This window comes from uncultured Eubacterium sp. (assembly GCF_937958975.1).
Lineage (GTDB): Bacteria > Bacillota > Clostridia > Lachnospirales > Lachnospiraceae > Eubacterium_G.
On record NZ_CALGRE010000017.1, the window covers coordinates 46,113 to 70,040 of the forward strand.

A 23,928-nucleotide genomic window follows, 5' to 3' on the forward strand; every position below is an offset into this window, starting at 1 on the left:
AGTAGAAAATGAGATTTTATAAAAAAATTTATTGCAGAACTTTTCAATTTTGTTTTAGGGTGGCACTTCCTTTTCTGCCTTATAGAGGACCGGAAATACTAGATGGAATGGTAAACATTCCCGATGTCTTAAAGAAAAAGAATATTGATAAGGTTTTAGTTATAACTGATAAAGGAATAACCAATATAGGACTGGGGAAAAAGCTCACTAATATTTTAGAAGAGAAAAATGTAAAATACGAATATTTTGATGAGACAGTTGCGAATCCTACGATTTCAAATGTGGAAGCTGCACGAAAAAAATATGTAGAAGCAAATTGTCAGGCAATCATTGCGCTGGGTGGAGGCTCTGCAATGGATTGCGCGAAAGCAACCGGAGCAAGAGTTGTAAAGCCGAAACAGTCTGTGAGTAAGATGAGAGGATTGTTAAAAATACATAAAAAACTTCCACTGCTTTTTGCAATTCCGACAACGGCAGGAACCGGGAGTGAGACGACGTTAGCAGCAGTAATTACGGATGATGAAACCCATCATAAATATCCGATTAACGATTTTGTTCTTATACCGAGATATGCAGTTTTGGATTATTCAGTGACGACGAGTCTCCCAAAATCTCTCACGGCAACGACGGGAATGGATGCACTTACGCATGCTGTGGAAGCTTATATTGGAGGAAGTACAACAAAATATACAAGAACAATGTCAGAAAAAGCTGTGAAACTAATTGGTGAAAATTTGAAGCAGGCTTATGAAGATGGAAATAATAAAAAAGCCAGAAAAAATATGTTAAAGGCAGCATATTATGCAGGCATTGCGTTTACACAGTCATATGTGGGATATGTGCACGGCGTGGCACATTCTCTTGGGGGAAAGTATGGTGTCCCTCATGGATTGGCAAATGCTGTGATTCTTCCATATGTCTTAGAGATGTATGGAGAAAGTTGTTATAAAAAACTTGCAAAATTGGGAAGAAAAGCGGGTATCATAACAAATAGTGATAATGAAATCGGAGCAAAAGAGTTTATTAAATGGATAAAAGAAATGAACAAATCCATGAATATTCCTACATATATAGAAGAAATACAGGAGAAGGATATTCGGAAAATGGCAAAATATGCAGATAAAGAGAGTAATCCTCTTTATCCGGTACCAAAGCTGATGGACAGGAAAGAACTTGAGGAAATTTACAGAAAAGTAAAAAAATAAAAGAGGTTTTGCAATGGAAAAAAATATTAATATGGTAGTAGAGCATCAAAGAAAGTTTTTTAATACGAAAGAGACTTTGGATATCAATAAGAGAATTTATTATCTAAAGAAGTTGAAGTCTGTTATTTTAAAATATGAAAATGAAATTAATCAGGCTTTATATGAGGACCTGGGAAAATCACCATCGGAATCTTATATGTGTGAAGTGGGATTGACACTTTCAGAATTGTCTTACCAAATAAAACATATTAAAAGATGGAGCAGAGCAAAACGGCATATAACAGATTTAACAAATTTTCATGGGAAAAGTTATTCTGTGTTTGAGCCTTATGGTGTAGTGCTTGTGATGGCACCATGGAATTATCCGTTTATGCTTACAATGGAGCCATTAATAGGAGCAGTTGCCGCCGGTAATTGTGTTGTGGCAAAACCATCGGCATATTCGCCTGCAACATCTTCTATAATAAAGAAAATACTGGAGCAGGTTTTTGATGATAGCTATGTGGCAGTGGTAGAAGGTGGAAGAGCAGAAAATACGGAATTATTGGAACAGAGATTTGACTATATCTTTTTCACCGGAGGAGTGAATGTCGGGAAGCTTGTCATGGAAAAGGCGGCAAAAAATCTAACTCCGGTTTCTCTTGAATTAGGTGGAAAAAGTCCATGTATTATAGATAAGACTGCCAATCTTAAGCTGGCGGCGAAGAGACTGGCATTTGGAAAGTATTTGAATCTGGGACAGACCTGCGTGGCACCGGATTACTTATTAATAGAGGAAACAGTAAAAGAAAAATTTTTGAATATATTGATTGATACGGTAAAGAAGATGTATGGGGAGAACCCTCTGGAAAATCAGAATTATGGAAAAATGATTAATGAAAAACATTATCGTAGAGTAATGGGATTGATTGATGAAAGGAAGGTTATTCTTGGAGGGAAAGGAATCGAAGAACAGTTAAGAATAGAGCCTACTGTGTTGGATAATGTGACAGAGAGTGATGATGTTATGCAGGAGGAAATTTTTGGACCGGTATTGCCGGTCATTACATACAAAGAGATAAATGACGCTGTACAATTTATTGAAACCAGACCACACCCATTAGCGCTATATATCTTTTCGAATGACAGAAAAGTACAGAAACTGTTTACAGAAAAAGTCACATTTGGCGGCGGCTGTATCAATGATACCATACTTCATCTTGCCACGTCACGCATGGGATTTGGCGGTGTCGGAAACAGCGGAATGGGGGCATATCACGGAATTAAGAGTTTTCAGACATTTTCACATGAGAAAAGTATATTGAGAAAATATAATTGGATTGATATGCCGATGAGATATCAGCCATATACAAAAATCATGGATAAATTGGTGAGAATGTTTTTGAAATAAGAAAAAACAGTTATATTCTATAAAATAGCGTCTAACTCACCAAGTCTGGGACGCTATTTTTTGGTGATGGCGACGAGGAAAATGGACATCATGCTTGCATAGATGGACATTTGACGACCGCTTACAATTCCGGAATGCGGCTGATGCCGCTTCCAGTGATTATGCTTATAGTGTTCAATAAAAGTTATGATGCCAACTAGCATAATAACGAACGCAAATAAGTCAAGAAAATATCTAATCGGTTTAAATATTCTAATATATTCCAATATTTCAAATACCCTTGTTCATAAATAATTCACAAAACTTTTTTATTTAAATTGTTGACAAAGCACTCTCAGAGTGCTATTTTAATGTCAGATAGAATATTAGCACTCAAAACAAATGAGTGCTAACAAAGAAAAGGAGATGAATATGGAGCTTAGCGATAGAAAAGAGAAGATTCTGGATGCTATTATCCGAAGCTACCTTGACACAGGTGAGCCGGTAGGTTCCAGAACTATTTCCAAGAATACTGATTTAAACTTAAGTTCAGCCACAATCAGAAATGAAATGTCTGACTTAGAAGAGATGGGCTATATCATACAGCCTCACACATCTGCCGGTCGTATCCCTACAGATAAAGGTTACAGATTCTATGTGGATAACATGTTAAAGGAAAAGTTAACAGAGTTAGACGAGAGAGAAAAGAAAGTAACCGAGAAGGAAGACCTGTTGATTGAAAAAGTGGATAAGGTAGAGACCTTGCTTCAAAATATGGCAAAAGTATTAGCAAATAATACAAATTATGCCACGATGGTATCCGCACCGAAGTCTAAAGGAAATAAAATCAAATTTATCCAGTTATCAGTATTAGATAAGGCACAATTATTATGTACGGTTGTTTCCGATAAAAATCATGTAGTAAATAAAATCGTGAAAGTAAATCAGGAAATTAATCAGGAAATGTTAGTCAGGCTTAATGTAGCCATGAACACAGCTCTTGCAGGATTATCTATGGAAGAGATTAACTTAGGTGTTATATCGGCATTGACATCTCAGGCGGGAGAGCTTGAGGGGCTTGTCAATGAGGTGTTAAAGGCAATTACCGAAGCAATCGCTACGGAAGCACAGATGAAGATTTATACATCCGGTGCAACAAATATTTTTAAATATCCTGAGCTTAGTGATAAAGAGAGAGCCAGTCAGCTGCTTACAACTTTGGAAGAAAAATCGCAGCTTACAGAACTGATTAATGAGAATGATGAGGAAACGGGCATACAGGTTTATATTGGAAGTGAAAGCCCGGTACAGTCTATGAAAGACTGCAGTGTCGTGACAGCCACTTATGAATTAGATGATGGATTCAAGGGAACAATTGGTATTATAGGTCCAAAGAGAATGGATTATGAGAAGGTTGTGGAAACACTTCGAATTGTAAAAGAGCAGCTCAGTGATAGTTTCAAAGAGGACAATTAATATTAACTATAAAGAAAGGATGACAATCCGATGGAAAAAGAAAACAAAGATTTAGATGAAAACCTTGAAAAAGATGCAGCTTCAAAAGAACCTGAGGATGAAGTAGAAGAAAAAGCGAAAGGCGGAGAGTCAGAAGAAAATTCCGCAGAATCTACAGATTCGGATAGTACGGCAGAAAATGTATCTGAGTCAGAAGTTTCTGATAAAGACAAAGCCGATAAGAAAAAAAAGCGTGGTTTTAAAAAGAAAGACAAGAAAGATGAGCAGATAGAAGAATTAAATGATAAGTATCAGCGACTATTTGCAGAGTTTCAGAATTTTAGAAGCCGTAGCGAAAAAGAGAAAGCAGCAATGTTTGAAACCGGTGCAAAATCTATTATAGAAAAAATATTACCTATCGTAGATAATTTTGAGAGAGGGGTAGCTGCACTGAGTGAAGAGGATTTAGAGTCTCCTGTAGGTGAGGGAATGAATCTTATCTATAAACAGTTATTGCAGACACTTACAGATATGGGAGTTACAGCAATTGAGGCAGAGGGAAAAGAATTTGACCCGGACCTTCACAATGCAGTGATGCATGAGGACAATGAGGAACTCGGAGAAAATGTTGTGTCTCAGGAATTACAGAAGGGCTATAAATATAGAGACACAGTCATCAGACATAGTATGGTAAAGGTTGCAAACTAATAAAAGTTAATAGTTAAAAATATATAGAACAAAGTTATTTTCAGGAGGAAACTAAAATGGGAAAAATTATTGGTATTGATTTAGGAACAACAAATTCATGTGTTGCAGTTATGGAAGGTGGAGAACCTACAGTTATTACAAATGCTGACGGAGCCAGAACAACACCATCTGTTGTAGCATTTAAGAAAGATGGCGAAAGATTAGTTGGTGAACAGGCAAAGCGTCAGGCTGTGACAAATGCAGAAGGTACAATCTCATCCATTAAAAGACATATGGGTACAGATTACAAAGTAAATATTAGTGATAAAAACTATACACCACAGGCAATTTCAGCTATGATTCTTCAGAAGTTAAAAGCAGACGCTGAAAGTTATCTTGGCGAAAAGGTAACAGAGGCAGTTATCACAGTTCCGGCTTATTTTAATGATGCACAGAGACAGGCGACAAAAGACGCAGGAAAGATTGCAGGTTTGGATGTAAAGAGAATTATCAACGAGCCTACAGCAGCAGCTTTAGCTTATGGTCTTGATAATGAGGGAGAGCAAAAGATTATGGTATACGATTTAGGTGGTGGTACATTTGATGTATCGGTTATCGAAATCGGTGATGGAGTCATTGAAGTTCTCGCAACAAACGGTGATAATAAGCTTGGTGGTGATGATTTTGACAAGAAAGTCATGGATTATATGGTAGCGGACTTTAAGTCTAAGACAGGTATTGACCTTTCTAATGATAAGATGGCTATGGAGAGAATTAAGGCTGAGGCAGAGGATGCAAAGAAAAAACTTTCATCAGCTACACAGGTTGAAATTAATATCCCATTCATTACAGCGAATGAGCAGGGACCACAGCATCTGAATATGACACTGACAAAGGCTAAATTTGATGAATTGACAAGAGACCTTGTTGAGAGAACAGCCATTCCGGTACAGAATGCATTAAGTGATGCAGGCATTACAGCATCAGAATTGAGCAAAGTATTATTGGTAGGTGGTTCTACAAGAATCCCGGCAGTTCAGGATAAAGTAAAACAGTTGACAGGTCATGAACCATCGAAGAAGATGAATCCGGACGAGTGTGTTGCTGTTGGCGCTTCCATTCAGGGTGGTAAGTTAGCAGGAGATGCAGGAGCAGGTGATATCCTTCTTCTTGATGTAACGCCGCTTTCATTATCAATCGAGACAATGGGTGGTGTTGCCACAAGACTTATCGAGAGAAATACAACAATTCCTACAAAGAAGAGTCAGATATTCTCTACAGCAGCAGACAATCAGACGGCTGTTGATATCAATGTAGTACAGGGTGAAAGACAGTTTGCAAGAGATAATAAGTCACTTGGACAGTTCAGATTAGATGGTATTCCACCGGCAAGAAGAGGTGTTCCACAGATTGAGGTTACATTTGATATTGATGCAAATGGTATTGTTAACGTATCTGCAAAGGATCTTGGAACAGGAAAAGAGCAGCATATCACAATTACAGCAGGCTCAAATATGTCAGATGAAGATATTGATAAGGCAGTAAAAGAAGCAGCTGAATTTGAGGCAGCTGACAAGAAACGTAAAGAGGCAATAGACGCTAAGAATGAGGCAGATGCAATTATCACTCAGACAGAGCAGGCAATGAATGAAGCAGGCGATAAGTTGTCTGATGCGGATAAGCAGGCTGTTCAGGCTGATATTGATGCTTTAAAAGCTACTGTATCTGCAATAGGTGAAAATGAACCGACAGAAGCACAGGTAGAGGAATTAAAGTCCGGAAAAGAAAAATTAATGAATTCTGCACAGCAGCTGTTCCAAAAAATGTATGAGCAGGCACAAGGTGCGGCCGGTGCACAGGGTGCAGGTCCTGACATGAATGCAGGAGCAGCTCCAGATGATGATGTAGTAGATGGAGATTTTACTGAGGTATAAAAAAGGAGGGGAGTTCCCCTTGATACGAGAAATTGGAAATTCCCGCCCGTAATAAAACGGACGGGATTTCCCACGATATAATATACATTATAGTTAGTTAATGGAAGGTATATTTTTATGGCGGATAAGAGAGATTATTATGAAGTATTAGGTGTAGATAAAAATGCCGATGATGCCACAATTAAAAAGGCATACAGAAACCTTGCAAAGAAATATCATCCGGATGCAAATCCGGGAGATGAGGAAGCGGCAGCAAAGTTTAAAGAAGCCTCAGAAGCCTATGCTGTTTTAAGTGATGCAGAAAAGAGAAGGCAGTATGACCAGTTTGGTCATTCAGCATTTGACGGCGCTGGCGGAGCAGGCGGATTTGATTTTAATAATATGGATTTTAGTGACATATTTGGTGGCTTTGGCGATATTTTTGGTGATATTTTTGGCGGCAGCAGAGGACGTTCGAGGAACAGCAATGGACCAATGCGTGGTGCTGATGTGAGAACAGGAATCAGAATCACTTTTGAGGAGGCAGTTTTTGGCTGTCAGAAGGAAATCACGATTAATTATAAGGAAACCTGTAAGACATGTAATGGAAATGGTGCAAAACCCGGTACTTCTCCGGAAACATGTTCCAAGTGTAATGGACAGGGACAATATGTATCACGTCAACAGACTATGTTTGGTATGATGCAGAGTACGCAGGTTTGCCCGGATTGTCATGGAACCGGAAAAATTATCAAAGAAAAATGTCCGGAATGTTATGGCTCGGGATATAAGGAGACGAGAAAGAAGATTACGATTGATATCCCTGCCGGAATCGATGACATGCAGAGAATCCGTAAAACGGGCGAAGGAGAACCGGGTGTAAATGGCGGACCTAGAGGGGATCTTTTGGTAGATGTCCGCGTGGCACCAAGCAGTCAGTTTGAACGTGACGGAATGAATCTCTATAGTACAACATATATTTCTTTTGCACAGGCGGCTCTCGGTGGAGATATTCGTGTGAAGACAATTGACGGAGATGTGAAGTTTAACATTAAGCCGGGTACACAGACAGGAACACGCATTAGACTGAAAGGTAAGGGCGTGTGTCATGTGCATAATCAAAATTCAAGGGGAGACCAGTATTCTACCCTTGTAGTTAAGGTTCCGAATAAACTAAATGCAGAGCAGAGAGAGTTGATTAAGAAATTGGATGCAATTTCGGGAAATACGCTTCATGAGTTTGATGGAGTGAAGCCGGAGACGCATGAGAAAAAGAAGAAAAAGAAGTTCTTTTAATAGTTAACATTCTTCAAACATCAAAGAATATTTGAAACTTAAAACATTAGAAAATCAGGAAAAACTATAATAAAATTAGAAACCCTAAAATTTCATTGACATAGAGACAGTTTCGTCGTAATATCTGTCTCAACGCAGATGGGAAGCAATGGAGCTTATGCAACATAGCTTCCCATTTTTGTTTGCCCATAAGTATATATACAATTTGTAGCAGACGATATTTTACTGCGAAATGAAAGAAAAGGAGACAAAACATGAGAGAAGGAATGACGAAGCTATTATCATTTATTATGATAATAGCACTGATAGTGACACTTGTTCCGGAAGTGGAGGGAACAGTAAAAGTTGCTGCGGCGGAAGAGGGATTTGACATCGGATTAGTGAATTTTGATGCTACGCTAAGCGGTGAGGGTATGGAAAAAGAAAATCTGACTAAGATGAAAAAGTATATTAAAGAAGCTTATAGGGAAGGGGATGAGATTTTAGTATTTCCTGAATATGCCTTAACATCAACGAAAAAAGCGGCAATTGATGTTGACAAAAACAAGTCGGTTACAATTATCAGTGCATTGGCAGAAACGTATGAGATGTATATTTTATTTGGTTCGATGATTCAGGAAAACGGAAAGTATTACTCTGCTACAGTAATTTGTAGTCCGGATGGAACGGTGGATACTTATGAAAAAACACATTTAACAGATGAAGAGTATGCAGAAGGATTGAGTGTCGGAGATGAACCGATACCAAAACAATATAGATATACGGAACATATTATATATCAGATTGGTTCAGCATTCATGATTATAAGTATGCTCTTTTCATACCTATTTGTGAATAAAAGACTGAATTTTGACTGGATAAAGGATAGAAATACATTGCCGGATAATTTGATAATAAAATATTATGTACTAGCAGAAAAGGGATATTATGATAAAAAGTCATTATCCTGTATAGAACAATTATCATATAAAAAAGCAAAAAAGACTTTAGAAAAAGAAATAAAAAAAGTTTTTCCGGATTGGATTCGAGAGGTGGCAATTAATTTACAGAACGATACAGTACAGTCTTCTATTGAAAATACATATAAAAATTTACCATTTGTTTTGAAAAGACCGGTTAGAAAATTATTAGTAGATTTTGAAAAGTATCCTGTTGGAATAGAACCATATGATAATTTTTTAAAGGAGCTTGATTTGCAGGATATCAAATCATCTATTAAAATGTTTTACTCAATGAATGAGCTTGGAAAAGAGCAGTCAGACAATCAGTTAGAATCTATTATTGATAGAAACAATAAAATGGCAGGAAGAGCTGAAGAAATGAAAAATAAAGATAAAATTGGTGCTGCTGGAATGTTAACAGCATTACCAATGTTAGTCGGAGTTATAAAAATTATTGTTGATATGATATTGATGATTATTGTTTTCACTTCATCAATATCAAATGTTGTGAATGGAGGCTAAATCATGAAGCTTTTATTGTCAGAGGCAGGGCAGTGTGTAATTTTTGGAATATTATATATTTTTGTAATCGCAGGTTTTTATGAAATATTGATGGCTGTAACAGGTTAGAGGAGGAATGGTAATGGATTTATTTTTATCAGAGCATGGAGGTGTGATAGTAAGTGGTATTGTTTCAATTGTGTCAATTGTTTTAATATTTATGGTGATAATTGCTGTAAGTAACATGGAAGCATATGGATTATCTGAAATTATAGGAGGATAGGTTGGAAACGTTATTGAATGAACATGGCGAAGCCTTAATCTATGGAATCATAGGAATTATTATGGTTATTATAATCTGCTCAGTCTGTGTGGATAAGTGGAACAAAATTACGCCCCAATATAAAACAGATATAAGTAAAAATAGCAGCAAATTTATAAAAGAAAGTACAGGAAAATATCCGATTATTGAAGCGGACGAAATTATATATACAGAATATAAAAACGAAAAGTTTAACTGTAGAGATTTTATATCGGCAAAAGATTATGATGGAAAAGATATATCAGAAAGAATAAATATTTATGGAAAGGTGGATACATTCAAAAGAGGTGTGTATAAGATTAGATGCGTCGTGACATCTGAAAGACAGTTGGCATGTACAAAATATATTAATGTAATCGTGGAGTAAATATATGAAAATAGCTATTGAAATGTTTTCTATGGTAATAGCAATTACGATATCGTGTATTCTTTTTTCTTCTATAATTAGCAGCAATAATCAATCTTCTGATGCCAGAAATTTTTATAATGTAGTAGTTAATAGAATAGAAGATAGTAATTGTAATTATCAGATTATTGAACAATGTATCAGTGAAGCAAAAGACAAAGGATATGACTTATCGGTAGAAGATTTGACAATTTATACAGAGCAACCAAGCCGGTTAGTAAAAATGCAATATAAAGTTATTTTGCCAATATTTAAAATGTTTGGTGATAAATTTGAAAAACAGGCGGTGATTGAGGGATATGCAAGATAATATAGGGAGAGATATAAGTTATAAACAGTTTTCATTTTTTTTGGTAGGTATAATATTTTTCATATTGTTACTTGGACAATGTAACGTGTATGGATATTCAGGAACCGGGAGTAAAAATAATCCATATGTGATAAATACGGAGAGTGAGTTAAAAAAAGTTTTGTCAGAGAAGGGAAAGAGTTCATGGGTATATATTGCTGTAAATCAAACAATTTCCCTGACAAATACGATAAAAGTCCCTAATGGAAAGTTTAGAATTTATGCAAAGAATGCAGATAGAACAATAAAGCGTTCCTCCGATTTAAATGCAACGATTAATGATAAAGAAAATCCAAAATACTGTATGAGACTTAATGGAAATGCACAGGTAGTATTTGGATATCCGGAGACTAAATATATACTCAAATTAGGTGGTATGAGTTCTGTATTTACTGAAAAAAGAGAGTGCTCAGGGTGGCTTTATATTAGTGAGAAAGCATCGGTGGTGCTTGACAAAAACAGTCATATGTTGAATATGAAAAATAACAAAAAAGGTGGAAGCGGTTCTCCGGTTTTCTGTAGAGGAAAACTCATTGTAAGAGGTGAGATAAGTAATTCGGAGGGAATTGACGGAGGGGCAATTAAAGTGCAACAGGGAATATTGGTTGTCCATGATGGAGCAGAAATACATGATTGCAAATCATCTACAGAGGGAGGAGCCATTTATGGGTATGAGTTAGCGGATGTTACGATAAATGGTGGGAAAATTTATAATTGTACTGCTGCCGAGGAAGGTGGTGCAGTGTTTGTAAGTGATGAGTCGGTATGTAAAATATATGGTGGAACGTTAAATAATAATAATTCGGGTGGCACCGGAGGTGCGGTATTTACAGGTTATGGAGCGACCTTATATGTTGGTAAAGAATCAGGAGTGGGACCGGAAATTCTGAATAATACATCCAGTGCAAGTGGTGGAGGTATAAGATGTAATGGAGGTATCGGTGATAATTCGGGAGGAAAAGCTTATTTTTATGGGGGAAAGGTAAGTGACAATCATTCAGAAAAGAATGGCGGAGGAATCTGCTGTGGTAAATCGAGTTTACAAAATAATTCAATTATCTATTTGAAGAATATGGATATTTCCAATAATACAAGCAGGTTAAGTGGTGCAGGCTTATGGCTTCCGTCAGAGGCAATAGGTTCCAATAATACAAGAGTTATTATTGAGTCATGTTTGTTTCGAGGGAATGTATCGAAAAGAAGTGGCGGTGGACTGCTTTTAAAATGTAAGGCATCTGTAATAGATTCAAAGTTTGATAAGAATATGGCAGAGCAAAATGGGGGAGCTATATGTATTGATAGAGAGGCAATATTGTTAATGAAAAATAGTATTGCATTTGAAAATGTTAGTAATATCCATGGAAGAGGTATCTATGTAGAGGGGAAACTGGAATTTTCAGAGGAAACATATATAAGCGATGAGAATGAGGTATACCTCACAAAAGATACATATATTGAGATTGTTGGAAAACTGTTAAAAAAGTCAGGGTATATTGCAAATATTGAACCGGAAATAAAAGCAAATGGAACGCGTTTGATAAAGGCAGGATATGTGGGAACAAGCGCTACGGAAGAATTATATTATAAAGGGAGACCTGAGGATGAGTATAAAGATAAAAAAACAATAAAAAAGTATAAATGTCTAGGGTTAAAACAAACCCAATGTATAAGACCCAGTGAGCAGGTTAATAACTATGAGGATTATTGGATTATTATAAGTGAAAAATATCAAATAAAATATGATAAAAATACTGAGGAAGTTGTTCAAAATATGCCTGAAACACAAGTCAAATTCTGGTCAGAAAGTATATACATTAGTAGTAATGTAATCAAAAGAAATGGTACAGTTATCGATGATACCGCTCATTGGAATTTTGCCAGTGAAGGGAATGGAAGTCAAATAAAGCCTGGGGCAATATATAATTATAATGGGACAAGAGTATTATATGCCAGGTGGAAGGAACCTGAGATAACAAGAATAGATATCAATGCAACAGATAGATTTTTTCTGGTAGGACAAAAAATAACTTTGAATAAGAAAGAATTGCTAAAGAGGGTAACGGTTGAGGATGACTTACATACTGGAAAAATTTATGATGTATCGATTATTCAGATAAAGGATGAAAAAGAGAATATTATTAGAGAAGATAATGATATTAATACAGAACAATATATGAATACAGAATGTGTGAAAAAATATGTATTAGTTTTAAAAGCATGTAATAAATCGGGTACAGTATCATCCTTTGTAAATTTAAATGTATATATTGTAAAAAATAATATAGAAACAAATCACGTCAGGTTTATATCTTATGAATATATCAATACGTTGGTGAGCAGTTCAAAGTGGTATGTATTAATAGGAAGTGATAGTGAAAATAATTTAAATCAGATACTTTGTTCCAGTTTAAAAAGAAAATCAGGAGAAGGTTTATATAAAATTAGTTTATCCAAAAATAAAGTAGAAAATTTAAAAAATACTGTTCGGGACAATGGATATATCATAAGTAAAGAGATGAATATAAAATTGTCAGAAGGTTGGTGATATGAAACAAATAATTATTACAATAGGACTGGCAGTTATAATTATGCTTGTATCATTAATTCTAATTTCTGTGGATAGCAAATCGGCAAGACAGGATGAATTAAACAGAGTTGTGTCAGCTGCCGTGAAACAGACTGTAAAAGATAGTCAGGTAGAAAAGCAGAAATCAATTTCTAGTGATAAGGAGATGATAGCACAGTTTGTGCACATTTTGAGTACAAGCTTGAGCAGTAAAGGAAATATAACAATTGAAGTAATGGGAGTGGATTATACAGAAGGAATGTTGGATGTATTAGTTACCCAAAAATTTGAATATTTAAATGGGAAAAGCGACAGAATTGCCATCAGAAAAAGTGCAATTTGTGAATAGAAAAATGTATAGCTATGGCTTTTTAGCGTTTTTATTTATAAGATAAAAATAATTAAAAGACCTTTTGTTGTTTCTATTTTATTTTTATACTTACCTCTCCCGACGAGAGCCATTTTTCAGTTCCATCATTAAATTGTACTTTCAGACGGCAGGCGTTATCAATTTCTTTGGCAATTGCAGGAATTGTGTCATTGCCATTGATAACAGAAATGTCACGTCCAATAAGCATTGAGCGTTCAATGTATTCTTTTACATATGACTTTGTACTAAAATTATTATAGTAATCCATAAAATAATCTAACAAATGTGCGATAAGTATACTGCGTTTATTTATGGTATCACTATCTTTATCAAAAACGGCTGTAGCTATCTTGTTTATTTCAGGAGGAAATCCGTTTTTGGGATAACAAATATTGATACCAATACCAACAATTGCATAGTCAAGTTTACCGGTTTCAATATTGAATGCCGCTTCTGTTAAAATGCCGCAGACTTTTTTGTCTGAAATATATATATCATTTACCCATTTGATATCTGCCTTTTTATTAGAGACATCTTCGATAGCCTTTGCGGTGGCAACGGCAGCAGAAGTAGTAAGGAATAATGCTTCTGCTGCAGGAATATCAGGTTTTACTAAGATACTTAAATAAATACCTGTTTTAGAAGGAGAATAGAATTTCTTTCCCATTCGTCCTTTCCCGGCAGTTTGCATCTGAGAGATAATAACAGTACCATGTGAGGCACCCTGTTCAGCCAATTCTTTTAAAACAGTATTTGTAGAAGTGACACTCTCATATACAGTAAGATTAAGTTCATTGCTCTTTAAATGTTGCTGAATGCTCCATGATGAGAGAATGTCGTTCTCTGTGTCAAGGCTATAACCTTTGTTGGGAATTGCTGATATTTTATATCCGCTTTTTTCTAATGATTTAATAGCTTTCCAAACAGCATTTCGACTTACACCCAGTGATGCTGCAAGTTCGCTTCCTGAAAAATAGGTACCTTTATTATTTTCCAACTGTTTTAAAACTTCATCTTTAACGCTCATATTTCCCTCCATAGTTATAGCTAATTCGATAAAATTAGTGTGATTGTAACAAGAAAGTCTTGAAATATAAGTATAGCATTTAAGTCTATGGAAAACAATATTGAAACTGCAAAATGTTAGCTTAATAAAATAATAGGTTGACAATTGCACTAAATTGGAATAAAATGGTGACGGTTGAAAAAACGAAATTAAATATTAAGCGAAAAGTGAGGAAAAAAGATGAGTACACAGGATAAGAATATTTTTTCAGTACAAAATATGGTTTTAATTGCAATATTTACGGCATTGATTGCAGTATGTTCATGGATTAGAATCCCAATTGAGCCGGTTCCTTTTACATTGCAGACATTTGCGGTATTTGTTGCAACAGGCTTGCTTGGGGCAAAAAGAGGAGTAGTCTCTGTCATTGTATATATTTTGTTGGGAGTGATAGGCATTCCGGTTTTTGCAGGTTTTACAAGCGGGCCATCTGTTATAGCCGGGCCAACAGGAGGATACATTGTAGGTTTTATTTTTACTGCAATTATTACAGGGGTTATTATTGAGAGTTCAAAAAAATTACAAACAAATATGAGAATTGCTATTATGGTGATAGCCATGATTGTTGGTGCAGTCGTGTATTTTGCTATTGGTACAATCTGGTTTATGGTTATTACAAAAACCGGAATGTTATCGACCTTGAGTATATGTGTATTTCCATATTTGATTCCGGATTTGATAAAAATAGCTATTGCAACGATTATAATAGATAGAGTAAAAAAACATGCAAAGATTTTTGATTAGACCTCATCATATGCTGTGTTTACAATTTTTTGAAGGAAAAGGATACAGTGATGAATTTATCGCAAATATGGCAGATATCAAAGACATATTGGACAGAGAAAATCCATATGTCGAAATAGTAAGCGGTGTAGATGATTTATGTATGAAATGTCCTAATTGTATAGGAGAAAATTGTAAAAATGAAAAAAATATATTAGAACATGATAAAAGGGTCTTTGAGCAGATTTATGATATCCATAAGTTAAGTAAGTGGAGCGACATTTGCAAAAGTGTTGGTAATGAGATAATATTAAAGGGAAAAGTAAAAGAGGTATGTGGGGAATGCAGATGGTCTGATATTTGTTTCCATAAAGCAATGCAACAATAATAAAATTATTTACAAAATTCGTGGGAATTGCAGTTGTGAAAAAATAATATTTGTGAAGGAAGAAAAGTTGGAAATTAGATTAGCAAACACAAAAGATTTTGATATTTTAATGAATTATGACGGGCATATTTCGAAAGAAACATTATTAAATTCAATTCTCCAGAATCGAATATATGTTATTGAAGATGGGAAAAGATTTTGTGGATGGTTACGTTATAACTTGTTTTGGGATAATACCCCTTTTATGAATTTGCTTTATATTTTAGAAGAAGACAGGAATAAGGGAATAGGCAGACAGCTTGTTGTACATTGGGAAAATCAGATGAAAAAATTAGGGTACCATGTTGTGATGACATCGACGCAGGAAAATGAAGAAGCAAAAAAATTCTATGATAGATTGCAATATAAAAAAGTAGGAGGGTTTTACCCTTTGGATGAAGATTTTGAATTAATTATGATTAAAAAAATTTCCTAGAGTTTGGAGGAAAAATTAATTAAAAAATATTAAATATATGAATCGGTCTCCCGTTAATAAATTTTAGGGAGTTCGATTCATTTTTTGATTATACATAAATATTTAGACGGGATATAGAAATAAAAGTATAAGTTATTCGTGCTAACAGTTAATGTTTATGAAATATTTTGTGAATGTGGATAGAAAAGTAAAATTATGGTAATATATACATTAGCGAAAATTTTATCGGTGAAAGGGAGTAAATCTATGGTAAAAAACGTTATAGAGAAAAATAAAAAAATAAGAGAATTGCAGAAATATGAAGTTATCCAAAATAAATATATAGAAGAGGTAAATTCGGATGCCTGGCTATTGAGACATAAGAAAACCGGTGCCAGAATTGTTCTGCTCTCTAATGAGGACGATAATAAGGTTTTTAACATAGGTTTTAGAACCCCGGTCAGTGATAATACCGGAGTTCCGCATATAATTGAGCATACAGTTTTATGCGGTTCAAAAAATTTCCCTGTGAAAGACCCGTTTATGGAATTGGTAAAGGGTTCATTGAATACATTTTTAAATGCAATGACATATCCGGATAAGACTGTTTATCCTGTGGCGAGTTATAATGAGAAAGATTTTAAAAACTTAATGCATATATACATGGATGCGGTTTTCAATCCTAACATTTATACGGAAGATAAAATTTTTAAACAGGAAGGCTGGCATTATGAATTAAATGATAAAGATGCAGATTTAGAAATCAATGGAGTCGTTTACAATGAAATGAAAGGTGTATATTCATCAATTGATGGAATCGCCGCCAGGGTAACATCCCAGTCATTATTCCCTGATAACGGATACCGGAATGAATCAGGGGGAGACCCGGAATATGTTCCAGAGTTATCTTATGAAGAATATTTAGACTTTCATAAAAAATACTACCATCCGTCAAATAGTTTTATATACTTATACGGTGATATGGACATGGTGGAACGATTAGAGTGGATGGATAAGGAGTATCTCGGACTTTATGATAAATTAGAGATAGATTCAGTTATTAAGAGACAAAAGACGTTTGATAAAACATTAGAGATGACAAAGGATTATTCTATTTCAGATAATGACAGGGAAGAAGAAAGTGCAATGCTCACCTCAAACTATGTAATTGGTGATAATTTAGACGCACGGTTAATGATTTCCTTTAAAATATTGAAGTATGCGTTGATGGAGATAGAGGGAGCTCCTTTAAAACAGGCAATTATTGATGCGGGAATCGGAAAAGCAGTTTATGGTTCTTTCGAGGATGATATGTATCAGCCTGTTTACAGTATTGTTGCGAAGAACGCCAGCGAAAAGGATAAAGAAAAATTTATAAAAGTTGTTGAGCAGACACTGAGTGAAATCGCTGAAAACGGAATCGATAAAAATACATTGCTTGCAGGATTAAACACAATAGAGTTTGATACAAGGGAAGCCGATTTTGGTACGATTCCAAAAGGACTTATGTGGGGATTAGATGTACTTGCAAGCTGGTTGTATGATGATAATCAGCCGTTTATACATTTAGAAACCAATGAGATTTTTGATGACTTAAGGGAAAAAATTGGTACAGATTATTTTGAAAATCTTATCAGAAAATACCTGATAGAAAATACACATCATTCTATTGTTGTCCTGTCTCCAAAGAAAGGATTGACGGAAGAAAGGGAACGTATTCTAAAGAAGAGATTGGCAGATAAAAAAGCTCAATTGAGCAGAGACGAGATACAGAAACTCATAGATGAGACAAAGGAACTAAAGGCATTTCAGGAAAGTCCTTCTACATCGGAAGAACTGGAAGTAATTCCACTTTTGAAAATCGAGGATATTACCCCAAACCCGAAGCCGCTGCTCAGTAAGAAAAGTGAGAAAGATAATATAACAATTCTTCACAATGATATATTTACGAATGGAATCGGATATGTGGATATTGTCTTTGACTGTTCTAAAATGCCTGCGAAATATCATCCATATATTGGACTTTTAAAACATCTTTTGACATATATGGATACAGATAGAGGATATATGGATTTAAATAGAGATATCGATTTGAATCTGGGAGGGCTTGCCTTTGATACAGGACTTTATGTGAATAGCATAAGTGATAAAATTGTATTTAATATAGAGATTCATACCAAAGTATTGTATGAGAAAATAGAAAAGGCGTATGAGATTATTCAGGAAGTAATTCTAAAAACAAGGTTTGACGATACGAAACGTTTAAAGGAGCTTTTAGACGAATTAAAGCTTAGAATAAACAAGAAAATTGTGAGTTCAGGAGACAGTGCAGCGAGACTAAGGGCAGCATCTTACTATTCAAAAGCATATTTCATCAGGGAACAAATTGCGGGAATCAGTTTTTATGATTTCGTCAAAGATATTGTAGACAATTATGAAAATAAAAAAGATGAAGTAGTGTCTATGCTAAAAGAAACACTGACACAGGTTTTTATAAAAGATAATATTACGCTCAATTATGCGGGTGATTGTGAGAGTTTTGAAAAAGTAAAGGAAATGACAGTTACTCTAAAGTCCAATATGTTTGAAAATAAAAATATATACAAGGAACAGTTTGACGGATGGGAGTTTGTTCCGGAACAGAAAAACGAAGCCTTTATTACTTCAGGACAGGTACAGTATGTTGCAATGTCCGGAAATTACAATGAAAATGGCAGCACAATGCCATATCAGGGAAGCTTACTTGTGCTTGGAAATATTATGCGAAGCGAATATTTGTGGAATCATATAAGAGTGCTGGGTGGAGCATACGGATGTAATTGTATTATTGGCAGGTCGGGTGATGGATTTTTTACTTCTTATAGAGACCCTAAATTGGCGAATACAGTTCAGGTATTTGAAAAGGCTCCGGATTTTATTGAAAACTTTGAAGTGGATGAGCGTGAGATGCGAAAATATATTATCGGAACAGTAAGTTTAATGGATATTCCGTTGAATGCGGCAGATATCAGCATGAGAGAACTCAGTAACTATATGGCAGGTATTACTTATGATATGCTTGAAAAAACAAGAAAGGAAGTTCTAACTACAACCAGTGAGACAATAAGAAGTTTAGCCCCTCTCGTGAAGAATATATTGAGACAGAATAATGTCTGTGTTGTGGGAAGCAAGAGTGCGATTGAAGAATCAAAGAATTTGTTTAAGGAAATAAAGGAATTAGGATAAGAGGTAATAGATGAGTTTAGATACAAATGTAAAATTTAAATCAGGATTTGTGGCATTAATTGGAAGACCCAATGTAGGAAAGTCAACATTAATGAATCGGATTATAGGACAGAAAATTGCTATAACATCCAACAAGCCGCAGACTACAAGAAATAAAATACAGACAGTTTATACTTGTGATGAGGGGCAGATTGTATTTTTAGATACTCCGGGAATCCATAAGGCAAAAAATAAGCTTGGGGAATACATGGTAAATGTGGCGGAAAAAACATTAAAAGAAGTAGATTTAATTATGTGGCTGGTAGAGCCTGATACTTTTATTGGTGCAGGGGAACAGCATATTGCAGAGCAATTGCAGGGAATAGGGATTCCGGTTATTTTAGTAATCAATAAAACAGATACTGTGAAGACGGAGGAAGTTCTTACATTTATAGATGCATATAGAAAAATTTATGATTTTGATGAAATTATTCCTGCCTCAGCACTAAGAGGAAAAAATGTCGATACAGTCATTGAACAGATTTTTAAATATCTGCCGCAAGGACCGCAGTATTATGATGAGGACACCGTGACAGACCAACCAATGCGTCAGATTGTGGCAGAGTTAATCCGTGAGAAGGCTCTTCATGCATTAAATGAGGAGGTTCCACATGGAATTGCCGTTACAATAGAAAAAATGAAAAAAAGAAGAAATGGGAATATTACGGATATAGAAGCGACTATTGTCTGCGAAAGGGATTCGCATAAGGGCATTATTATCGGTAAAAAAGGGAGCATGTTAAAAAAAATTGGAACCAATGCACGCTATGAAATAGAGCAGCAGTTAGAGATGAAAGTAAATCTGCAATTGTGGGTTAAGGTAAGAAAAGATTGGCGTGATAGTGAGATGTTAATGAAAAATTATGGATATGTGGAAGAAAGGTAAAGCATTTCCAGTTTTTTCTTAAGGGTAAAACTGCGTATACAAAAATATGTATGGGAAATTATAATCTTATCGATTCGTTTTGAATTGAAATAAGCAATTTGAAGTTAGATTTTAAATTGCATCATCACGGAGGGATAAGATGGATAATTTAAACAGCTGGAAAGTTTTTGAATCAACGGGTAAGGTTGAAGATTATTTGAGATATGCAGATGAAAGAAGAATCAACGAGGCAAGAGAAAGTTTTATTTCGGCGATAAATAGTACAGAAGGCGAAAAGGATGATAGAAACAGTTACGGCAATGGGAATGGTAATTTCTTCGATGGCTATAAGTGAATATGATAAGCGTTTGGTGATTCTCACAAAGGAGTTTGGAAAAATCACGGCATTTGCCAGAGGAGCAAGGAAGCAGAATAGTCAGTTTCTAGGTGGAAGCCAGCCGATGGCTTTTGGAGAGTTTTCATTGTACAGAGGACGAAATGCGTATACCGTAACAGGAATGAAAATCACTGACTACTTCAGTAATACAATGACTGATATAGAAAGTATGTATATGGGAATGTATTTCTTAGAACTGGCTGACTATTATGGCAGGGAAGGAATAGAGGCGTCAGAGACTCTTAAACTTTTATATATGGCAATGAAAGAATTAAGCATAAACCGTATATCCAATGAGCTGATAAGATGTATTTATGAACTAAAAACATTGGTGATTAACGGTGAGTATCCAAATGTTTTTCAGTGTGGAAATTGCATGAGAAAAGATAATCTGGATTATTTTGATAGTGACCATAATATGATGCTCTGTAAGAATTGTCATGTGGGAGTTTTGACAAATCAACTGATATGTAATTCGGCAGTTTATGCTTTACAATATATTGTACTAACACCAATCAATAAAGTGTTTTCATTTACAGTGACAGATGAAGTTTTAGAACAGATGAAAAGAGTGATTAGAACCTATATGAACAAAATCATCGACAAAACGTTTCATTCCTTAGAATTTTTATAAATAATTTTATGCAAAATATATATTGAAATAAAAGCTGATACCGTTTAAAATGAAAAGCTAGGTACAGTTTTTTATAGATAAAGAGAAGTGTCAAAAACTAGGAGGGTAAAATTCATGAGACATGTACAAAAGGTGATGATTGCATTGGCACTTGTTATTGTATTTGTTTTTGGTCTTACCGGATGTGGGAAGACTATAGGCGATATGGATTTAGAAGAAGGTCAAAGTGCAATTTACATACAGGAAGATGGAAAAGTATCCTATGGTGTTTCTGAAAAGTTCGATAAAGATTACTATGACGAAGATAAGCTGGAAGATACAATAAACGAAGAAGTGGAAAACTATAATGGGAGCAGTAAAGCATCCATAAAAAATGCTATATCAGTAGATACATTTAAAGTGAAAAGTGACATTGCAACATTAGTTATAGATTTTGCCACTGCATATGATTTTCTGACATATATAACAGGTTATAATAATATCGATAAAAATCAGTTTTATGTGGGCTCTCTGGCTGATAATTCGGACTGTAAGATAAAAGGTGATTTCATATCTCCTGATAAAAAGGAGAAACTTTCTGCAAAAGAAATCAAGAAATTAGATGATGTTAATATTCTTATTGTCAATGACAGCTATAGAGTACAGATTGATAAAGATGTGAAATATATGAGTACAAACTGTAGTGTGGACGAAGATGGAATCATTACTACAGGAAAAGCCGGTGAGGACTTGAGCTATATTATATACTAAATTAATTTTAAGGAGAAGGTTAAAAAAATATGGAAAAGACAATGGAAAAGGTTGTAGCTCTTGCAAAGAGCAGAGGATTTGTATATCCGGGTTCAGAGATTTATGGAGGACTTGCAAACACTTGGGATTACGGAAATCTTGGTGTTGAGCTTAAGAATAACGTGAAAAAGGCGTGGTGGAAAAAGTTTATTCAGGAAAATCCATATAATGTAGGCGTGGATTGTGCGATTCTTATGAATCCTCAGACATGGATTGCATCCGGACATCTTGGAGGATTTTCTGACCCGTTAATGGATTGTAAAGAATGTCATGAGAGATTTAGAGCAGATAAGTTAATTGAAGATTACATGGATGCGAATGGAATACAGGCAGAAGAGTCTATTGATGCATGGTCACATGAGCAGATGGCTGAATACATAGAAGAAAAGCAGATTGAATGTCCTACATGCGGTAAACATAATTTTACAGATATCCGAGAATTTAATCTTATGTTTAAGACATTCCAGGGTGTGACGGAAGATGCAAAAAATACGGTGTATTTAAGACCTGAAACAGCACAGGGTATTTTCGTAAATTTCAAAAATGTTCAGAGAACATCCAGAAAAAAGATTCCTTTTGGAATTGGACAGATTGGAAAATCTTTTAGAAATGAAATTACACCGGGTAACTTTACATTCAGAACAAGAGAGTTCGAGCAGATGGAACTTGAGTTTTTCTGTGAGCCGGGAACAGACCTTGAGTGGTTCCAATATTGGAGAGCATTCTGTCGTGATTGGTTGCTGAGTCTTGGAATAAAGGAAGATGAAATGCGATTGAGAGACCATTCTCCGGAAGAATTATGTTTCTACTCAAAGGGAACAACAGATATTGAGTTTTTATTCCCATTTGGATGGGGAGAACTCTGGGGTATTGCGGACAGAACAGATTATGATTTGACGCAACACCAGGATTTATCTAAAGAAGATTTGACATACTTTGATGATGAGAAACATGAGAGATATGTTCCGTATGTTATAGAACCATCGCTGGGAGCGGACAGAGTGACTCTTGCATTCTTATGCTCTGCATATGATGAAGAAAATATTGGCACAGAAGAAAAGCCGGATATGCGAACCGTATTGCATTTCCATCCGGCAATTGCACCGGTTAAGATTGGTGTTCTTCCGTTGTCAAAGAAGTTAAACGAAGGCGCTGAAAAAGTATTTGCAGAATTGAGTAAATACTATAACTGCGAATATGATGATAGAGGAGCTATCGGCAAGAGATATCGTCGTCAGGATGAGATTGGAACACCGTTCTGCGTGACTTATGACTTTGATTCCGTGGAGGATGGAGCAGTTACTGTTCGTGATAGAGATACTATGGAACAGGAGCGAATTAAAATCGAAGATTTGAAAGCATATTTTGAGAAGAAAATGGAATTTTAATAAATGATTTAATACAGATATTTGAAAATTTTCAAATATCTGTATTTTTTATGCAATATTTTTTTATCTTCTTGCGTTTCATATTTATAAAACAAAACAAATCGCAAGGAGGATATAATGATGCGAAAAATAAAAGGTATTATTTTGGGAGTAACAATGATGAGTATGGTAGGTGGAATGGCAATGCCGGCAAATCTGCCGTCAGCAGTCACAGGGGTAAATGTTGTAAAGGCTGAAAACATAACATATAAGGGCAAGTGTGGAGACCATGCAACATATAAGTATGACAAAGATACCCGTACATTAACTATCAGTGGAACCGGAGATATTTGGGATGATGCAGGATTTGCAAGAAGTTTGTACGATACAGAAAACATTGTAATTGAAAATGGAATTAAAACAATTGGTTCCAATAATTTTACGGACATGTATTATTTGAAAAGTATTTCAATTCCAGAGAGTGTGACAACAATAAAATCAAAAGCATTTTCATATGTTGAGGGAGAGGTAGAAATACCTAAAAAGATCGGAAGAGCGTCGTGTAGGGAAAGAGTGTAGATCTCGGTGGTCGCCGTATCAT

General features: G+C 35.2%; 22 protein-coding genes. 21 read left to right on the top strand and 1 reads right to left on the bottom strand.

Going from position 1 to position 23,928, the window contains the following annotated elements:
* Positions 1-8 precede the first annotated feature (8 nt).
* The 12 genes from Q5O86_RS03200 (at position 9) to Q5O86_RS03255 (ending at position 13,359) form a co-directional block, all read left to right on the top strand.
* Complete coding sequence (locus Q5O86_RS03200) at positions 9-1,205, top strand: iron-containing alcohol dehydrogenase (protein ID WP_302625706.1); 1,197 nt, start codon at positions 9-11, stop codon at positions 1,203-1,205.
* 13 nt (positions 1,206-1,218) lie between these two features.
* A complete protein-coding gene (locus Q5O86_RS03205; RefSeq protein ID WP_302625707.1) occupies positions 1,219-2,595 on the top strand; it encodes an aldehyde dehydrogenase in 1,377 nt (458 codons plus the stop codon).
* Between the two features lie 411 nt (positions 2,596-3,006).
* Positions 3,007-4,050 carry a heat-inducible transcriptional repressor HrcA gene (gene hrcA / locus Q5O86_RS03210; protein WP_302625708.1) on the top strand — a complete coding sequence of 348 codons (1,044 nt, stop codon included), beginning with the start codon at positions 3,007-3,009 and terminating at the stop codon, positions 4,048-4,050.
* A gap of 30 nt (positions 4,051-4,080) precedes the next feature.
* Complete coding sequence (grpE, locus tag Q5O86_RS03215) at positions 4,081-4,737, top strand: nucleotide exchange factor GrpE (protein ID WP_302625709.1); 657 nt, start codon at positions 4,081-4,083, stop codon at positions 4,735-4,737.
* Positions 4,738-4,793: 56 nt separating this feature from the next.
* The gene (dnaK, locus tag Q5O86_RS03220; protein WP_302625710.1) at positions 4,794-6,650 is read left to right on the top strand and encodes a molecular chaperone DnaK; all 1,857 of its coding nucleotides are present in this window, start codon (positions 4,794-4,796) and stop codon (positions 6,648-6,650) included.
* A gap of 117 nt (positions 6,651-6,767) precedes the next feature.
* On the top strand, positions 6,768-7,925 hold the full coding sequence (gene dnaJ, locus Q5O86_RS03225; RefSeq protein WP_302625711.1) for a molecular chaperone DnaJ: 1,158 nt from the start codon (positions 6,768-6,770) through the stop codon (positions 7,923-7,925).
* 254 nt (positions 7,926-8,179) lie between these two features.
* A complete protein-coding gene (locus Q5O86_RS03230) occupies positions 8,180-9,388 on the top strand; it encodes a carbon-nitrogen hydrolase family protein (RefSeq protein ID WP_302625712.1) in 1,209 nt (402 codons plus the stop codon).
* 121 nt (positions 9,389-9,509) lie between these two features.
* Positions 9,510-9,650, top strand: a complete 141-nt coding sequence (locus tag Q5O86_RS03235; RefSeq protein WP_302625713.1) for a hypothetical protein — start codon at positions 9,510-9,512, stop codon at positions 9,648-9,650.
* 1 nt (position 9,651) lies between these two features.
* The gene (locus tag Q5O86_RS03240) at positions 9,652-10,056 is read left to right on the top strand and encodes a hypothetical protein (RefSeq protein ID WP_302625714.1); all 405 of its coding nucleotides are present in this window, start codon (positions 9,652-9,654) and stop codon (positions 10,054-10,056) included.
* 4 nt (positions 10,057-10,060) lie between these two features.
* On the top strand, positions 10,061-10,405 hold the full coding sequence (locus Q5O86_RS03245; protein WP_302625715.1) for a hypothetical protein: 345 nt from the start codon (positions 10,061-10,063) through the stop codon (positions 10,403-10,405).
* Positions 10,395-12,989 (top strand): hypothetical protein, encoded by a 2,595-nt coding sequence (locus tag Q5O86_RS03250; RefSeq protein ID WP_302625716.1) that lies wholly within the window; start codon positions 10,395-10,397, stop codon positions 12,987-12,989. Before Q5O86_RS03245 ends, Q5O86_RS03250 begins: the two co-directional genes overlap by 11 nt.
* Position 12,990: 1 nt before the next feature.
* Positions 12,991-13,359 carry a hypothetical protein gene (locus Q5O86_RS03255; RefSeq protein ID WP_302625717.1) on the top strand — a complete coding sequence of 123 codons (369 nt, stop codon included), beginning with the start codon at positions 12,991-12,993 and terminating at the stop codon, positions 13,357-13,359.
* 73 nt (positions 13,360-13,432) lie between these two features.
* Here the strand turns inward: Q5O86_RS03255 and Q5O86_RS03260 are convergent, their stop codons facing one another.
* Positions 13,433-14,407 (bottom strand): biotin--[acetyl-CoA-carboxylase] ligase, encoded by a 975-nt coding sequence (locus Q5O86_RS03260; RefSeq protein ID WP_302625718.1) that lies wholly within the window; start codon positions 14,405-14,407, stop codon positions 13,433-13,435.
* Between the two features lie 219 nt (positions 14,408-14,626).
* Here Q5O86_RS03260 and Q5O86_RS03265 point away from each other — a divergent pair, with 219 nt between their 5' ends.
* The 9 genes from Q5O86_RS03265 to Q5O86_RS03305 all read left to right on the top strand — a co-directional run bounded on the left by Q5O86_RS03265 (position 14,627) and on the right by Q5O86_RS03305 (position 23,348).
* Entirely contained in the window at positions 14,627-15,190 is a 564-nt protein-coding gene (locus tag Q5O86_RS03265; RefSeq protein WP_302625719.1) for a biotin transporter BioY, read from the top strand.
* Entirely contained in the window at positions 15,171-15,557 is a 387-nt protein-coding gene (locus Q5O86_RS03270) for a DUF1284 domain-containing protein (RefSeq protein WP_302625720.1), read from the top strand. Before Q5O86_RS03265 ends, Q5O86_RS03270 begins: the two co-directional genes overlap by 20 nt.
* 67 nt (positions 15,558-15,624) lie before the next feature.
* Positions 15,625-16,032 (top strand): GNAT family N-acetyltransferase, encoded by a 408-nt coding sequence (locus Q5O86_RS03275; RefSeq protein ID WP_302625721.1) that lies wholly within the window; start codon positions 15,625-15,627, stop codon positions 16,030-16,032.
* Between the two features lie 246 nt (positions 16,033-16,278).
* Entirely contained in the window at positions 16,279-19,236 is a 2,958-nt protein-coding gene (locus Q5O86_RS03280) for an insulinase family protein (protein WP_302625722.1), read from the top strand.
* A gap of 10 nt (positions 19,237-19,246) precedes the next feature.
* Positions 19,247-20,161, top strand: coding sequence for a GTPase Era (gene era, locus Q5O86_RS03285; RefSeq protein ID WP_302625723.1), 915 nt, complete (start codon positions 19,247-19,249; stop codon positions 20,159-20,161).
* Positions 20,162-20,300: 139 nt separating this feature from the next.
* Complete coding sequence (locus Q5O86_RS03290; protein WP_302625724.1) at positions 20,301-20,495, top strand: hypothetical protein; 195 nt, start codon at positions 20,301-20,303, stop codon at positions 20,493-20,495.
* The gene (gene recO / locus Q5O86_RS03295; RefSeq protein WP_302625725.1) at positions 20,440-21,171 is read left to right on the top strand and encodes a DNA repair protein RecO; all 732 of its coding nucleotides are present in this window, start codon (positions 20,440-20,442) and stop codon (positions 21,169-21,171) included. The genes Q5O86_RS03290 and recO overlap by 56 nt, the downstream gene beginning before the upstream one ends.
* Positions 21,172-21,285: 114 nt before the next feature.
* Positions 21,286-21,921, top strand: coding sequence for a hypothetical protein (locus Q5O86_RS03300; protein WP_302625726.1), 636 nt, complete (start codon positions 21,286-21,288; stop codon positions 21,919-21,921).
* Between the two features lie 29 nt (positions 21,922-21,950).
* The gene (locus tag Q5O86_RS03305; protein ID WP_302625727.1) at positions 21,951-23,348 is read left to right on the top strand and encodes a glycine--tRNA ligase; all 1,398 of its coding nucleotides are present in this window, start codon (positions 21,951-21,953) and stop codon (positions 23,346-23,348) included.
* Positions 23,349-23,928: the final 580 nt, after the last annotated feature.